Source organism: Dyadobacter sp. UC 10, assembly GCF_008369915.1.
Classification (GTDB): Bacteria; Bacteroidota; Bacteroidia; order Cytophagales; family Spirosomataceae; genus Dyadobacter.
This window is the reverse complement of sequence record NZ_VSRN01000001.1, coordinates 6,756,652-6,772,174: the sequence shown is the minus strand read 5'-3', so window position 1 is coordinate 6,772,174 and position 15,523 is coordinate 6,756,652. Positions and strand designations below refer to the sequence as shown.

Annotated in this window: 15 protein-coding genes; 9 read left to right on the top strand and 6 right to left on the bottom strand. The window is 45.5% G+C overall.

Features of this window, described 5'->3' with window-relative positions; translation table 11 throughout:
• Positions 1 to 32: 32 nt before the first annotated feature.
• Both FXO21_RS27920 and FXO21_RS27915 read right to left on the bottom strand, forming a co-directional pair.
• The gene (locus FXO21_RS27920) at positions 33 to 668 is read right to left on the bottom strand and encodes a gluconate 2-dehydrogenase subunit 3 family protein (protein ID WP_149643175.1); all 636 of its coding nucleotides are present in this window, start codon (positions 666 to 668) and stop codon (positions 33 to 35) included.
• A 31-nt stretch (positions 669 to 699) separates the two neighbouring features.
• Positions 700 to 2,439, bottom strand: a complete 1,740-nt coding sequence (locus FXO21_RS27915) for a GMC family oxidoreductase (protein ID WP_149643174.1) — start codon at positions 2,437 to 2,439, stop codon at positions 700 to 702.
• Positions 2,440 to 2,609: 170 nt separating this feature from the next.
• Here FXO21_RS27915 and FXO21_RS27910 point away from each other — a divergent pair, with 170 nt between their 5' ends.
• Complete coding sequence (locus FXO21_RS27910) at positions 2,610 to 3,563, top strand: L-threonylcarbamoyladenylate synthase (protein ID WP_149643173.1); 954 nt, start codon at positions 2,610 to 2,612, stop codon at positions 3,561 to 3,563.
• Between the two features lie 8 nt (positions 3,564 to 3,571).
• On the opposite strand, the gene FXO21_RS27905 is transcribed toward FXO21_RS27910, so the two are convergent.
• Positions 3,572 to 4,999, bottom strand: a complete 1,428-nt coding sequence (locus FXO21_RS27905; RefSeq protein ID WP_149643172.1) for an ATP-dependent DNA helicase — start codon at positions 4,997 to 4,999, stop codon at positions 3,572 to 3,574.
• Positions 5,000 to 5,157: 158 nt separating this feature from the next.
• Here FXO21_RS27905 and FXO21_RS27900 point away from each other — a divergent pair, with 158 nt between their 5' ends.
• The 4 genes from FXO21_RS27900 (at position 5,158) to coaD (ending at position 7,630) form a co-directional block, all read left to right on the top strand.
• Positions 5,158 to 5,580 carry a CBS domain-containing protein gene (locus FXO21_RS27900; protein ID WP_149643675.1) on the top strand — a complete coding sequence of 141 codons (423 nt, stop codon included), beginning with the start codon at positions 5,158 to 5,160 and terminating at the stop codon, positions 5,578 to 5,580.
• A gap of 118 nt (positions 5,581 to 5,698) precedes the next feature.
• Positions 5,699 to 6,190, top strand: coding sequence for an NUDIX domain-containing protein (locus FXO21_RS27895; protein ID WP_225865891.1), 492 nt, complete (start codon positions 5,699 to 5,701; stop codon positions 6,188 to 6,190).
• Between the two features lie 38 nt (positions 6,191 to 6,228).
• A complete protein-coding gene (locus FXO21_RS27890; RefSeq protein ID WP_149643171.1) occupies positions 6,229 to 7,134 on the top strand; it encodes a DUF3822 family protein in 906 nt (301 codons plus the stop codon).
• A 13-nt stretch (positions 7,135 to 7,147) separates the two neighbouring features.
• A complete protein-coding gene (gene coaD, locus FXO21_RS27885) occupies positions 7,148 to 7,630 on the top strand; it encodes a pantetheine-phosphate adenylyltransferase (RefSeq protein WP_149643170.1) in 483 nt (160 codons plus the stop codon).
• An 11-nt stretch (positions 7,631 to 7,641) separates the two neighbouring features.
• Here the strand turns inward: coaD and FXO21_RS27880 are convergent, their stop codons facing one another.
• Positions 7,642 to 8,325: an NUDIX hydrolase gene (locus tag FXO21_RS27880; protein ID WP_149643169.1), complete on the bottom strand. Its 684-nt coding sequence runs from the start codon at positions 8,323 to 8,325 to the stop codon at positions 7,642 to 7,644.
• A gap of 152 nt (positions 8,326 to 8,477) precedes the next feature.
• Between FXO21_RS27880 and FXO21_RS27875 the strand changes: the two genes are divergently transcribed.
• Positions 8,478 to 9,731 carry a hemolysin family protein gene (locus FXO21_RS27875; RefSeq protein WP_229245227.1) on the top strand — a complete coding sequence of 418 codons (1,254 nt, stop codon included), beginning with the start codon at positions 8,478 to 8,480 and terminating at the stop codon, positions 9,729 to 9,731.
• A 1-nt stretch (position 9,732) separates the two neighbouring features.
• Positions 9,733 to 10,374 (top strand): orotate phosphoribosyltransferase, encoded by a 642-nt coding sequence (gene pyrE / locus FXO21_RS27870; protein WP_149643167.1) that lies wholly within the window; start codon positions 9,733 to 9,735, stop codon positions 10,372 to 10,374.
• Between the two features lie 134 nt (positions 10,375 to 10,508).
• Here the strand turns inward: pyrE and FXO21_RS27865 are convergent, their stop codons facing one another.
• On the bottom strand, positions 10,509 to 11,531 hold the full coding sequence (locus FXO21_RS27865) for an aldo/keto reductase (RefSeq protein WP_149643166.1): 1,023 nt from the start codon (positions 11,529 to 11,531) through the stop codon (positions 10,509 to 10,511).
• Positions 11,532 to 11,672: 141 nt separating this feature from the next.
• Here FXO21_RS27865 and ppk1 point away from each other — a divergent pair, with 141 nt between their 5' ends.
• Together ppk1 and FXO21_RS27855 are read left to right on the top strand one after the other, a co-directional pair.
• Positions 11,673 to 13,769 (top strand): polyphosphate kinase 1, encoded by a 2,097-nt coding sequence (ppk1, locus tag FXO21_RS27860; RefSeq protein WP_149643165.1) that lies wholly within the window; start codon positions 11,673 to 11,675, stop codon positions 13,767 to 13,769.
• Between the two features lie 208 nt (positions 13,770 to 13,977).
• On the top strand, positions 13,978 to 14,571 hold the full coding sequence (locus FXO21_RS27855) for a TetR/AcrR family transcriptional regulator (protein WP_149643164.1): 594 nt from the start codon (positions 13,978 to 13,980) through the stop codon (positions 14,569 to 14,571).
• Here FXO21_RS27855 and epsC read toward each other — a convergent pair.
• Positions 14,564 to 15,394 carry a serine O-acetyltransferase EpsC gene (gene epsC, locus FXO21_RS27850; protein WP_149643163.1) on the bottom strand — a complete coding sequence of 277 codons (831 nt, stop codon included), beginning with the start codon at positions 15,392 to 15,394 and terminating at the stop codon, positions 14,564 to 14,566. The two genes, FXO21_RS27855 and epsC, sit on opposite strands and share 8 nt — an antisense overlap.
• Between the last annotated feature and the right edge of the window lie 129 nt (positions 15,395 to 15,523).

Genomic DNA, 15,523 nt, shown 5'->3' with positions numbered 1-15,523 from the left:
CCTCTTCGTTTTTTTGACTATTCACGGCAAGATTAATCGTAACTCAACCCGTACTGTTTCAATACATCGGCAGGTACACCTTCCCAAACGTTCGGCGTATTTCCCATGTAACCAATGTCGGCGATCCCAATTTTGGAAGTATAGAAGCCGGATGCGGTCAGGTTTCTCATTAAATTAAAGAATGCAACACCCTGGCTGTGAATCGGTTTTGCCTTTCCTGGGTAAGCAATGTCGTCGATGATCTGAATCTGCTGCGACTTAGTTGCCAGCGTAAAGACCTTTCCGAAGCGTTTAGATGATTCCCTATCCAGCCATTTCAAACCGCCTCGCAAAGGTGTCTGATTTTGAGGCATATCTTTGGCGATGAACTCTATAAAATCGGGAACGCCGGCTTGTGACGCACTGCCCGATTTTTCATCGGCCGGAATGATGATGTCCACCAAAACTCTAATAGTCGCCAGCTCAGCGGCTGTGAGGAATTTCTCCTTCATCAGCTTTGCATCGCGGATCGCTTCTTCTTTAGTTCTGCCACCCGGAATTTTAATTGGGGTTTCTGGTGGCATCTGTGTTTCCAGCTCCCTCTGCTCGGCCATCGCGACCTGCGGATTGAGCGCAGTGATCCCCAGCGAACTGAGGGTTAATGCTTTGAGTGAATCTCTGCGTTTCATATATATCTGACTTGAAACTGTGTTCAAACAATTAAATATTCTTCTGTTTTTTCTGATCAATAATGTAGTCTGATGCTCTCCACGACAAGGCAAGAATTGTCCACGTCGGGTTTTTATCAGCCTGCGAAACGAATGAACCGCCATCTACCACAAACACATTTTTTGCATCGTGGGCCTGAGAGAATTTGTTCAGGGCGGAAGTCTTCGGATCGTCACCCATTCTGACAGTTCCCACTTCGTGAATGATCCTTCCCGGAGCAGCAAGACCATAATTGGTGTCTGCGCCTGGCTTGGTACCATTCGGAACTCCGCCTAATGCATGAATGATTTCTTCAAAAGTATCATGCATGTGTTTCGCCTGCTTGATCTCGTAATCAGACCATTTATAGTGGAAACGCAGCACAGGGATACCGTATTTATCAACCACATTGGGGTCAATTTCGCAGTAATTATTGATATCCGGAACAGCTTCCCCGCGACCGGCCATACCGATATTGGCACCGTAAAAACGACGGTAATCCTCTTTTAAAGAAGCCCCGTAACCACCTGCCGGCTTCATCGCGCCTGAGGCGGTAGGATATTTTCCGTTCAGATTTTCGATTCCGGAACCGAAACCGTAGCTCGGCATGCCCATTCCGCCGCCGTATTCAATATGGTAACCTCTCGGGAAATCGAGTTTTTTGTTATCGAGCCACCACGGGGTGTATACGTGCATACCGCCTACACCGTCTTCGTTATAACGCTTGCGATCCATCATGTGCGGCATGAAAGCACCACGAGAAGCACCGGTAGAGTCGTGCAGGTAGTGGCCAACCACGCCGCTTGAATTGGCAAGACCATTTGGATGGCGTTCAGATTTTGAATTAAGCAGCAACCGGGAAGATTCCGCCGCGCTGGCAGCGAGGATTACAACTTTTGCTTTGATCGTGTGTTCAGTCAGCTTCTCTCTGTCAATGTACGAAACGCCTGTTGCAAGTCCGGAATTTGGGTCTGTGAGCACTTCGCGACACATTGCGTTGTTGATCAGCGTCACATTTCCGGTTTTAATCGCCGGGATACATAGTACCGAAGAAGATGAAAAATCCGCATAAGCCTGACATGCACGTGAACATTGGCTGCAATAGAAGCAAACACCGCGCTGGTCATTAATTGGCTTTGTCAAGATCGAAAGCCTGGAAGGTATTACCGGAATATTTACTTTTTTTCCGGCTTGTTTGAGAAAAAGCTCGTGCAAACGTGGCTTGGGAGGCGGCAGAAATATTCCGTCCGGCTCATTATCCATGTTTTCCACGGTACCGAATACCCCGATCAATTTATCGACCTGATCATAATAGGGTTTTACGTCATCGTAGCTGATCGGCCAGTCGTCGCCCAATCCGTCGATGCTTTTTCTTTTAAAATCTTTCGGGCCAAAACGGAGGGAGATACGTCCCCAGTGGTTGGTCCGTCCGCCTAACATTCTCGACCGAAACCAGTCAAATTGCGTGCCGTTTTTGCGTGTATAAGGTTCTCCTTCTATCTCCCAGCCACCCCAGGCCGCATCGAAGTCCCCGAAAGGCCGATGATTTGAGGCGCCGCGTCTTGGGGATTCATAAGGCCATTTAAGCTGAGTAATGTATTTAGGATCAGCTGGGTCGAAATAGCCTCCGGCCTCTAAAAGTGCAACCTTTGCACCCGCTTTTGCCAGTTGATAGGCTGCCATTCCACCTCCTGCTCCGGAGCCCACAATGCATACATCAAAAACGGTAGGTTGTTCTTTGATTTGAAACATAGGTAAAGGGTTTTTTAGATAGTATTTTTTAACCAATAAATATAAACACGTATTGAATAAGAGCCGCCCATACTTTTCTAAATCCGGGTTATTTAAAAACAATCTAAATCGCAAGACTCGGGATTCTGGCGCATACGAAGTATTTTTGCAGCAAAAACCTGGTTGTTACATTGGCTGAAATTGGACAAGATATCCGGATTGCAAAAGAGTTTCTGATAAAAGGCGAACTGGTAGGTATACCCACGGAAACGGTATATGGGCTAGCGGGAAATGCATTAAATGAAAGGGCAGTATTATCGATCTTTGAAACCAAAAAACGGCCGGCGTTTGATCCCCTTATTATTCACACCGATTCCGTTGAGAAGGTGCAGAATTTTGTGACTGACATTCCGGAGACTGCACAAATTTTAGCCGCAAACTTCTGGCCTGGCCCCCTCACGTTACTTTTACCTAAAAAGAAAAATGTCCCTGATCTGGTCACGTCCGGGCTGGATACCGTCGCTGTACGCATTCCCCGGCACCCGATGTTGCTCGAATTACTGAGTCAGCTCGATTTTCCACTGGCGGCACCGAGTGCAAATCCTTTCGGATATATCAGTCCCACAACTGCGTCGCATGTGAATGCCCAGCTTGGCGATCAGATACCTTATATTCTCGATGGCGGCGATTGTGAAGTTGGTATCGAATCTACGATAGTCGGCTTCGAAGGCGAGGAAATAATTATTTACAGATTGGGGGGACTTGCTGTGCAGGATATTGAGGAAATTGTTGGCCACGTAAAAATAACCGCGGCTTCTTCCTCCAATCCGAAAGCGCCGGGAATGCTTAAGAGCCACTACGCGCCACTCGTTCCCCTTGAAATGCGCAGGAAAGCAGATATTGTAGGAAATGATGCCTCAACAGCATACCTCTTGTTTGATTCTTATCTGCCCTATGTTGATCGTAACTATCAACGCGTTTTAAGCGAAAATGGCGATTTACGGGAAGCTGCACACAATTTATTTGCTTTCTTGCGTGAGCTGGACCGTCTGCCGGTGAAGTCGATTATCGCAGAGTGGGTACCCATGCATGGACTTGGTCTGGCCATTAACGACCGCCTGAAAAGGGCTTCCGTGCAGGAATAAGGAAATATCTATTTGAAGAATTGAGGATGGAAGTTCATTAAAAAAACTTCGTCAGTAGCCCTGGTAATTGCCGTGTAAAGCCATCTGATAAATTCTCTATTGATCTGTTCCTGAGGCAAATATCCCTGATCTATGAAGACTGCGCTCCACTGTCCGCCCTGCGCTTTGTGGCACGTTAACGCATAAGCGAATTTTACCTGCAATGCATTTAAAAAAGGATCCTTTCGTAGTGCCTCCAATCTTTCCTTATTCGACTTAATATATAGATAATCCTGTAAAACGCTGTCGTAGAGCTTGCGGTTATCTTCGGCCGGCATGGAGGGCGAAGAGGAATGCAGGGTGTCCAGAAAAATCTTGGCGTCGAACTCCGGCTGCTTTTCGTAATCTGTCAGCCTGAGTGTTACATCCGCAAACCGGAACCCGTGTATTTCCTGGGTTTTTCTGATTTTCAATAATTCTACAAAATCACCATTGGCTATAAAACCTGCCGGCGAATCTTCATCGAGAATATTATAGTTGTTCCGAACGACCATCAGACGGTCGCCGGCATCGAGTTCTTCCTCCGAAAAATGGATCACCCGACGAATATATTCATTATACTGTACCGCCGACTTGTTTGAACGTGTCAGAATGATCGCATTTTCCTGGCCATATTTATTGTAGACATAACGAAGCCCCTCTTCCAGTTTTTCTCCCGTCATCTTAAACACATCCTGATAAGATCGTGTCGTGATCTGGATTTCAGGAGCTTCTGCCGCCAGTTGATCGCGTAGCAGGGTAGCATTGTACAATATGCCTGATTGTTCATCCTGGCGCATTACCTCCTTTAATTCCTCCTGAAAAACAGACATGTAGAACGTTTTTTCAAGATAAGCCCCATCCAGAGCCGGGCTTAACTCTTTTCCGACAGGAGGGAGCTGGGCAATATCGCCGACAAGCATAAGCTTGTTGCCGGGATTTTCAAAAACGAAATCAATAAGGTCGGCCAGCAAACTCCGGCTGCCAAAATCGGCCTCGTCGGTGATCATGGAAGCTTCGTCGACAATAAAAAGTGTATTGTCGTGGTAATTTTTTTGGCGCTGAAATGTCAGTGTACCTGAATAAGCATCAGCGGTTTGCTTATAGATTTTTTTATGGATTGTTAAAGCGATCTTGTCTGAATAGCCGGACATTACCTTTGCCGCGCGGCCGGTCGGGGCGAGCAAAATGGATTTATAACCAAAGTTTTTAAGCACCTTGATCAGCGTACTGATAATGGTTGTCTTACCTGTGCCGGCATATCCTTTGAGTAAAAAACAGTCCCTGTAACGCTCCAATCCTTTTTCTTCAACCAGGAAATCATTTGTTTTTTCAAAGAACCGAAGCTGTCCTTCTGTGGGTTTGAATGGAAACTTTTTGCGGAGCAGCTGGGAAGGCAAAATTTTATCGGTATCCATGGCAACGAATCTAGCGGAACGATGAATAATATCAAAATGCGATTTTGCAACAAAATTATACTTAGATATTATTGGACTTTTGGCGGGGTATTCCCTATATTGAATTCCCTTTTATCTTACAACTCCAAATCTATACATCTATGCTGGTACAACATGTAATGGGCAACAAGCCTGTCAATGCGATTTGGTCTGTCACGCAGGACAACACGGTGTTTGAGGCCCTTGAACTCATGGCCGCTAAAAACATCGGTGCAGTTTTGGTTCTTGAAAATAATCAGCTGATCGGTATATTTTCTGAAAGGGATTATGCCAGAAAGGTGATTCTGCAAGGTAGAGCTTCCAGGGATACGCTCATCAGAGAAGTCATGACCAGTAAGGTAATCACGGTAGAAACAGATGAAAAGATTGAGGAGTGTATGCAAATTATGTCGGACAAGCACATCCGCCATTTACCTGTAAATCAAAGCGGTAAGTTGGTAGGGATTATCTCCATTAATGATATCGTGTCCGCAATTATCCACGAGCAGAAAGAACATATCAGCTCTCTGGAAAGCTACATTTCAGGAAGCCCTTATTCCTGATTTACTCCGTATGGTTACATTTGACTTACATTAAAGTGAAGGCGAAATCCTTGTAGGGATAACTATGTCTTGTCAAATTTGAAGGGATAGTTATCTTTGCTGCTTCAAAAATCCGGCATTGCAAACCATCAGCGAGGAAATAAATAGTCTTTTCGGCGGGCAGGTGAGGGTTCGTGCATGTGGCATTTGCGTTCATAACGAGCAGATCCTGATGGTGCGCCACGAAATGTACGGTAGTTGCGAGCCGTTCTGGAGTCCTCCGGGAGGTGGGATCCAGTTTGGTGAAACAGCCGGCCAGGCAGTTTTGAGAGAGTTTCAAGAGGAAACAGGGTTGCACGTGCAGGTGGGTCGCTTCCTCTTTTTAAACGAGCACATTCAGCCACCGCTGCACGCAGTTGAGCTGTTTTTCGAGATCACGGCTTTCGAAGGCAGAATGATCAGTGGCATTGATCCTGAAATGTCAGCCAAGGGGCAGATCATCAAGGAAGTAAAGCTAATGAGCTGGCCGGAGATCAAATCTTTGAAAGATAATCAGGTGCATCGCATATTTTCTCTCGCGGAAACCTTGCAGGACTTTTTTAAATTAGACAGATACATTTCGGTCGGGTAGGGCAGAAATATCATTCAATAGAAGTTTAACCGTTAATTGTGGCAAATTCTGAAAACCAGGTCATTGAAATCATTCCTGCATTACTTGTAGGCGATAGTACATTCGACCAGGCGGCAATCCCTTCCAGTACATTGTGTATCGAAATGAGCGATCAAAATGTCCGTTTTTGCATCGTGAAGGAAGAGAATATGGAATGCATCTGGCTGGAAGATTATGCTTTGGAGCAGACTTTGAGCGAGGAAGAAATATTTGAGAGGCTCAGGCGGATTTTCACCGGGCACATGTTATGGTCTTCGGCGGAATGGAAGGGGGTCTGTATTTCAGTCAATTCAACTTTATTCAGTCTTGTCCCCAATGTGTTATTCGACCCGGAAAAGGTAGGCGAATACTTGTCATTTTCGGCTGGTAATCCGATAGCTGACCGGGACATGGTGCTTTACCACGATCTTCCACTTGTTCACGCAAAGAATATATTCAGTATTCCACGGCAATGGCACGAATGGATTATCAATCATTTCAGATTTTCCCGCGTTACATTTTATCATTTTACAAGCCCGATCATTACGGGTGCATTGGTAAGTCACGTTGAGCAGCAGGAAGTGAGGATCGCTTCTTTGTGTTTTGAAAAAGATATGTTCACGCTCGTTGTTAGCGAAAGTCAGCGCCTGATTCTTTGTAACCGTTTCAAATTCAAGGAAGTACAGGAAATGGCCTATATTGTCCTTTTCACACTGGGACAGCTGGGCTACGAACCTGAGCAGATGAAGGTTATGTGTTATGGGGAAGTGAGTGCGTCGGCAGAAGTTTTCGTGGAGCTCTCTCACTTTTTCCCACATATACAGATAGGAGGGCGGCCAACTACCCTTAGATACAGCAGCCAGTGCGCGGAGGTACCCGGGCACCGGTATTTCGGACTTTTTAATACATACCTTGTTTCATCGTAGCCCACCACTTTTTATGGACCGTATCGCATTATTTCCCGGCTCTTTCGATCCTTTCACAAGGGGACATCAGGATATCGTTCTCAGAGGGCTCAGGCTTTTTGATCAGGTCGTGATCGGCATTGGAAATAATGCCACCAAGAAGCGGTATTTTCCTTTGAATGTGATGAAGGAAATGATTGAAAGGACATTTTCTGACCAGCCTAATGTTAAAGTCGTTACCTACGACGATCTTACTGCGCACATAGCGAGGGAACTAGGCGCAACTTTTCTGTTAAGAGGTCTGCGGAATACAACCGACTTTGAATACGAAAATGGTATCTCGCAGGTTAACAGGTATTTATACGAAGAAATTGAAACGGTTTTTTTGATCACGTCTCCCGAGCTCGCACCGATCAGTTCCAGTATCATACGCGATTTGCATCGTTACGGGCAAGGCGTCGACAATTTTCTTCCCTATTCACTTTCTGAGCTCGACCGGATCAATCCGCAGGTTTAATCATGTCGTGATCAGGATTTTATATTACGCTTTTTGTTAAGGCTGTCTACTACAAATCTGATCGAGCTGTAAGAATTGATCAACAGCGATTTAGCTTCTGACGGACTATACCAGTCCAGTTTTTCGATCTGTTCCTCTGCCTGCGGCTGCATTCTGGAATCGTCGATCGTATCGCACAGGTACCATTTCGTGCGTTTTAATATGCGGTTGTTATTGAGCGTATAGGTATGCCAGGTTGTACAGATTTTGTTTTTAATCAACGATTTAACACCGGTTTCTTCCTCAATTTCCCTGACCGCGGCAGTCCGGGAATCTTCGCCTTTGTCGAGCTTGCCTTTGGGCAGGTCCCATTTTTTGCGGCGGTACATAAAGAGCCATTTTCCGTCTTTAACCACCACGCCGCCGGCTGCCTTGATCACTTTGTACTGTTCCTTGATTTTTTCTTCTATTTCAGATTTTTCCTTCGTCGCCATTGTGATGGACAGCAACTGTTTTGGAAAATCTTTTTCGAGGATTTGAAGCACCTGCAATGCGGTGTTTGCAGTTGAATTTAAAAATAAAGTGTGCCCCGATAACATACTTTTTTGCAATTTTTCCAGCCTCAGATCAACTATATGATCAAATTGGGAAGTTTCGGCGGAAAGCTGATTGGTCCGTACAATTTTGAATGGGCGGTCGTCGAAAAAAATGGTCATTTATCAAATGGTACGTGAATCAGCGCCAAAATTAAGTAAAGTGTTTAGTTTAGACAGTGATTATTATTGATAAATTTGCATCCATATCAAATACACAGTTCTTGGAACTACTGATAATTTTACTACTAGTGCTTCTCAACGGTATATTCTCCATGTCTGAGATAGCACTCGTTTCCTCTCGAAAATCCAGATTGGAAGCAGCTGCTAAAAATGGTGACGCCAGCGCAAAAGCTGCATTAAATCTCGCTAATTCACCTACCCGGTTCCTATCAACTGTTCAGATCGGTATTACATTGATCGGTTTGCTGACCGGTATGTACAGTGGTGATAATATTACCGCCGATTTCGAGGTGATCATCAACCGGGTGCCTGTTTTACAGCCTTACAGCCATTCACTTGCCGTGGGAAGTGTGCTTGTATTCATCACCTATTTGTCGCTGGTTCTGGGTGAACTGGTACCAAAGCGGATCGGCATGTCAAACCCTGAGGCCATTTCGAAGGTGATGGCCACACCGATGAACCTGCTTTCGAAACTGACTGCACCTTTTATTTCGCTGTTGGGCTTTTCAAGTGATATGATTATCAAGTTACTCAATATCCGTCAGAGCGAAAATTCGGTGACGGAAGAAGAGATTAAGAGTCTGATCCAGGAAGGAACTTCGGGTGGAGTTTTTGAAGAAATTGAGCAGGAAATCGTACACAATGTATTCCAGCTCGGCGACAGGAAAGTAACTTCCCTGATGACCAACCGGCAGGAGATTATCTGGCTGGACCTGGAAGATACCGTAGAAGAAAACAAGGCCAAGATTTTCGAAAGCCGTCATTCTATTTATCCAGTATGCCGCGGCACAGTTGACGATGTGGTGGGTTTGGTATACGTAAAAGACATGATCGTTGCCGATATTGAAACGCAGCTCGCCACGCTGAATACCCTTGTACGCGATCCTGTTTATTTACCCGAAAGTAACCGCGCCTATCAGGCATTGGAGAAATTTAAAGAGCAGCGTGTCTATTTTGGTATTATTGTAGATGAATATGGCGGCATGCTCGGCATTCTGACCATGCATGACATTATGGATGCGCTGGTGGGCGATATTTCTGAGGACATTGAAGAAGCCTCTGAAATTGTAAAACGAGAGGACGGCAGCTTTTTAGTAGATGCGCAGCTTCCTTTCGATGATTTTCTGCAATACTTTAATATCAATATACAGGAGACAGAGCGCAGGGAACTTGTCGGGTTCAACACTCTTGGCGGCTTCGTGTTGCACATTCTTGAAAATATACCGAAGACCGGTGAGCAGTTCAGCTGGAAGAATTTTGATTTTGAGGTGATCGATATGGACCGCAGCCGGATTGATAAATTATTAGTGATAAATCATAACAAAAAGGAAGATTCCGAAGATTAATATGTTACACGGTTCCGATATAAGTAAAAGGGTAGCCGAGTTGCTGCTCGAAGCGCAAGCCATCAAATTAAGTCCCGATAAACCATTCCAATGGAGCTCAGGCTGGCTTTCTCCAATCTATTGCGACAATCGCGTTGCGCTTTCATATCCCGACACGCGCACATTCATTAAAAAGACACTGGCGGAGATGATCAGGCAGGAATATCCCGGTGTTCAGGCGGTGGTAGGTGTGGCAACCGGGGGGATCGCCCAGGGGGCATTAGTGGCCGACCTGCTCGAACTTCCTTTCGCCTATGTTCGTCCTGAGCCTAAAAAGCATGGTATGGGCAATCAGATCGAGGGCAGACTGGAAAAAGGCCAGCCCTTGGTCATTATTGAAGATTTGATCTCCACGGGGGGAAGCTCGCTGAAAGTAGTGGATGTACTGAGAGATGCTGGTTACGAAGTGGCTGGAATGGTCGCTATTTTCACTTACGGATTTGCGGCGGCCGAAAACAACTTCAAGGAGAAGAATGTAAAGCTGAGCACAATCAGCAATTACAATGCATTGATTGAAACTGCATTAGAGCATAATTATGTATCAGCCTCACAGGTTGAAAGTCTGAGCGCCTGGCGGCAGGCACCGGATCAGTGGGGGAAATAGGTGGGCTGTTGGCAATTAGCTATTGGCAATTAGCTGTTAGCTGTTGGCAATTAGCTGTTAGCTATTAGCTATTAGCAATTAGTTGTTAGCCAACAGCCAACAGCTAAAAGCCAACAGCTAATAGCTAAAACCCCTTATCCTCTATGATTATCCAGTTTCTCAAATAACCCACCGAAAGCTTCTTCCTTCACTCCATCCGATTTCAAAAATTCATGCGGGAAGCCGAGTTCGATCTGGCTTACCGCATTTAATTTTTCCAAAGCTTCCTGCGGCAATTTGAAATCGAGGCATCCCAGGGAATCCTTCAATTGCTGTTCTTTCGAAGCCCCGATGATCGGTATCATCACCTGCTCGCGGTGCCTCGTCCAGTTGATCGCTACCTGTGCGGGAGTAACGCCCAGTTCGGCGGCAACATCCACCACAGTTTGTGCAATAATGCTACTGTGGTCATTTCTTCTGATACTGTGATCCGGCACACGGCCTTTCTCGCCGCGTAAATATTTTCCTGTCAATGCGCCGCCTCCGATAGCGCCCCAGGGAGTCACTGCCAGGTCCAGCGCCTTCGCCATTGGAAGCAGGTCGCGCTCGGGTGTCCGCTGTAACAGCGAGTATTCAAACTGGATCGCGGCAAAAGCATTCCACCCCCGGAAATCGGCGATGGTATTGGCCTGGGAAACTATCCAGGCAGGAGTATCAGATATACCAATATAATGTACTAAGCCCCTGCTAACCAGATCATCAAGCCCGCGCATTACTTCTTCCGCCGGGGTGGTGTTATCCCACATATGCACCCAGAGCAAATCAATGTAGTCGGTGTTAAGCCTCTTAAGGCTGGACGTGACGGAGCGCATCATGTTTTTCCGGTGGTTACCTGCAAAATTTAGGTCATCGTTTCTGTCTTTCAATGTGTATTTAGTCGCTAACACCCACCTGTCACGGTCATTTTCGATAAATTCACCTACATATTTTTCAGAAGAACCCTCGGTATATCTGTTTGCAGTATCGATAAAATTGCCTCCCGCATCGGCAAACGTTTCGAAAATCCTGAAGCTTTCATGTTTATCTGCTCCCCAGCCCCAATCTTTTCCAAAGGTCATGGTTCCCAGGCAAACTTCGGACACCCTCAGGCCCGACCGGCCCAATAATTGATAACGCATAAAAAATGAAATTAAATTTTAAGTAAAATATAACACTGAACGCATATTGTACAGGGTTAATTTTTGTCTCCCAAAGTTATATCCTTACCAGTCAAATGTATTTATATTGTGCTAAAATTCGAATTTTTCCAAGCCTGTTAAATGATAGATGTCGCTTATCCCTACTTCGATACAAATCTGAGTTGGTTGTCCAATAATTACCGTTTGTTACTGGAAGCCAACGATGACACGGTACCGGTCAGAGAGCGGCTCCGCTTCCTGGGGATCTATTCGTATCAGACGAAGGAATTTTTCCGTATCAGGATTCCCAGCCTGCTTGCGATGGGCGAAGTCAGTAACGACATCAGGGCAAAACTCAATATCTTTCCGGAATCCCTGCTGGAACATGTGAGTGAGACGATCGAAAACCAGCTCCGTGAATTCAACGATATCCTGACAGGCAATATCCTTCCTGCATTCAATGAACAGGGAGTCCACCTGTATTACCGGGAGCCGTTTGCTGCCGAACACCAATCCTTCCTGCGCAAGTTCTTCATTGAGAAGCTTTTCCGGCATTTACAACCCGTTTTCCTGGATAGCAAACGCACATCTAAATCGACCATTTTTGAATCTAAAAAGATTTATCTTATCGTCCGGATGCAACATAGGGAAGATGTGGAAGAGGAATGGTATGCAACGGTCAATATCCCTTCTGACATTTTCGGGCGGTTTATCGAACTCCCGGAGCTTGACGGCAAACGACAGGTGGCTTTTCTGGAAGATATCATCCGGGAAAACCTTCCTCTCCTTTTTCGCGGATTTGATGTTCTGGAAAGCTATACACTGCGTGTAGAACGTGAAACCGAGCTTTCCATAGAAGACGAATATCCGATGCAAATCGCACAAAGGATATTAAAGCAGCTCGACAAGCGGAATTTCGTTCAGCCGTCGCAATACTTCCATGAATCTGGAATGCCGCTCTACATGCGTGAGTACCTCGTTAACAAAGTGGCGATTCCGATGAATGAGTTTCACGAGCGTGGCGACTATCTTTTTCTGGAAGATTTCCTGCGGTTTCCGGCGTTATCCAGGCGGCTTGACTATCCTGCCCAGCGCGCACTTCAAAATCCGGATTTCGAAGAAAATGATTCCATATTTGAAGCAATCCAAAAAGGCGATCAGCTTTTTCATTTGCCTTATCAGTCGTTTGAACCAATAGTGCGGTTTTTCAATGAGGCCGCTATTGATCCTCATGTGAGAGAAATCCATGTGTCGCTTTACAAGATCAGTCCGCATTCATTTATCCTTAACTCGCTGATCAGTGCGGCCAGGAACGGTAAAAGGGTAACTACTTATGTGGAGCTGAATACCAAAATGGATATCCAGGAAAATCTGCAATGGTCAAAAAAAATGCGCGATGCAGGCGTAAAGATCATTCTGAGCGTGCCTGGCCTGAAAGTCCATGCAAAAATGGCACTGGTAAAAAGAAAGGTCTCAAAAGGCTGGGAGCGTTATGCATTTTTAGGTACCGGCGGGTTTTATCGACTTACCAGCCGCGAGATTGTCGACCACGCCCTTTTGACAAACCATCGGGAGCTTACCAATGAACTTGAACTGCTTTTCGGCTATTTATCGACCCAGGACGAGCCTAAAAAATACAAGTATCTGCCATTCAATTATTTATTTGTTACACAGTTTACGTTGCAGAAACGGTTAATGGACTTGATAGACAGGGAAATAGCCAATTGCAATGCAGGGCTCAAATCATTTATAACAATAAAAATCAATCAGTTACAGGATCATATTCTGATTGATAAATTATACCAGGCCGGGCAGGCAGGAGTGCCGGTTCACGTGATGGTCAGTGAGAGTTGCGGTCTGATCTCCGGCCTGCCTTCTATCAGCGATAATATAATTGTAAGCCGGCACGTAGACAGGTATATTGAGAATACGAGAATATTGCATTTTGGTAACAGGGGAAATGACGAAATTTATCTGACCTCCTGCGACTGGACCCACCGGAACCTGCACAGGCGCATTGATATTTGTTTTCCGGTACTGGACGAACAGCTTAAAAATCAAATGCGGCTGGTACTCAGAAACTATGCAAACGATAATCAGAAATCTGTCCGGCTGGACCTTTACCAGAACAATCTTCGGATTAGCGACGATGGCCGCGGAAAACTGCGGGCGCAGGAAGTGAACTACCGTCTTGTTGAAAAAATCGAGAAGAACGGGCCAATCCGCAGGGCAGAATAAACACATTTAAACCCGGTAAAAAAAATTTTTTACAGCCAAAATTTTTCAATCGGTGTTCTGATTTAAGTAGCGCACTTTGGGTGAAAAAATTAAAAAAATAACCGAACTTTTTGTCCGCAACCAGTGAAAGTCCCTTGAGCTGTAAGGACTATATGGTTATATTTGAAAAGATATGTTTCTGACTCAATCATAAAAGAACTACTCAAGCATGGGAATAGTAGAGCGAAGGGAACGGCTTAAAATACAGGTACGTTCTGACATCGTTAAAACAGCTAAAGACATTGCCCGAGAAGACGGATGGACTGCTGTCTCGATTCGTAAAATCGCCGACGTAATAGAATATAGTCCCCCGATTTTGTACGAATATTTCGATAGTAAAGACAAACTCCTGGAAGCAGTCCGTATGGAAGGCTTTGACCATCTGCAGAGTGAGTTTATAAAGATCAAAGGACATTTCAGTAATCCTCAGAAGCAGCTGGTAGAGGTTGCCCAGCGCATCTGGAATTTCGCAGTGGAGAACCCAGAAGTATTTCAGGTCATGTTTAATCTGGAGGGAGCCTATTGCGATTCGAAAAAGGCTTTTTCACAGGCAATGAGTATTAAAGGAAATCCTGTGTGGGAAATGATCGCGGGGCTTCGTCCGAAATCCGCGGAAGGCGTTACCAAGACCTACTATGAGTGGTGGTGCCTCACGTTCGGCTTCATTGGTATTACCATGACCACCCAGCCGCGTTACGCATTTTCACAGGCAGAACCGATATATATGGAAGGCGTGCGGAGATTTATCCGCAGCATTATGTAATAGAAGCCGATTGCGGGCGTATCTCTATTTTGCTCTGGTGATAAACCTGGGAAAATGGAGGTACGCTTCTTACTAACCAGGCATTGCCGCCAATGATCGAATCGTGGCCGATGACGGTCTCCCCACCCAGAATAGTCGCGTTTGCATAAACCACGACATTATCTTCAATCGTAGGATGGCGCTTTCGGGAAGCGAGCGACTTCGATACATGCGTCGCGCCAAGCGTAACACCCTGATAAAGCTTTACATTGTTGCCGATATGAGTAGTTTCTCCGATCACGACGCCGGTTCCGTGGTCTATAAAAAAGGAGCTGCCGATTACGGCATTCGGGTGGATGTCAATCCCGGTTTGGCTGTGGGCAAATTCAGTGAGCATTCTGGGCAGCAACGGAATCCCGCATTGGGCAAACAAATGCGCGAACCGGTAAGTGGCTATGGCCATAAATCCCGGGTAAACAGAAATTACCTCTTCCAGACTGACTGACGCAGGGTCATTATCAGTGATCGATTTCGCGTCGGCCAGCAGCATTTCGTAGATGTCGGGGATACCACCGAATATTTCGTCCAATATCTCATCTTTATCCTTCTCAATCTGCGGAAGCAGAGGCTTAAGCATGTAATCGAGGTCATTTCGCAAGTCGGCATATTTCATTGCCAGATCCTTTGAAGGGCAGTTCTGGCAATCCTGGCTGATAGGGAATAAAAAGTTGATCAGGTTCTGAATGAACTTCCCGGCATCCTGTCTGGAAGGAAGCTTGTAACGGTAATTTTCGTTTTGCTCGGTCAGGCGCTTGAAAAACGGATCTTGGTGGCTGGTCGTCATTCAAAAATATGTTAGGGTATTAGCTGTGAATGCTGATAAAATGGTTTTTTCACTAACAAAGAAACGTTATGAAAAATTTAATTCAGGTAATTCTTTACAAAAATCGGTATAAAGGTTTACTTTTTTTAT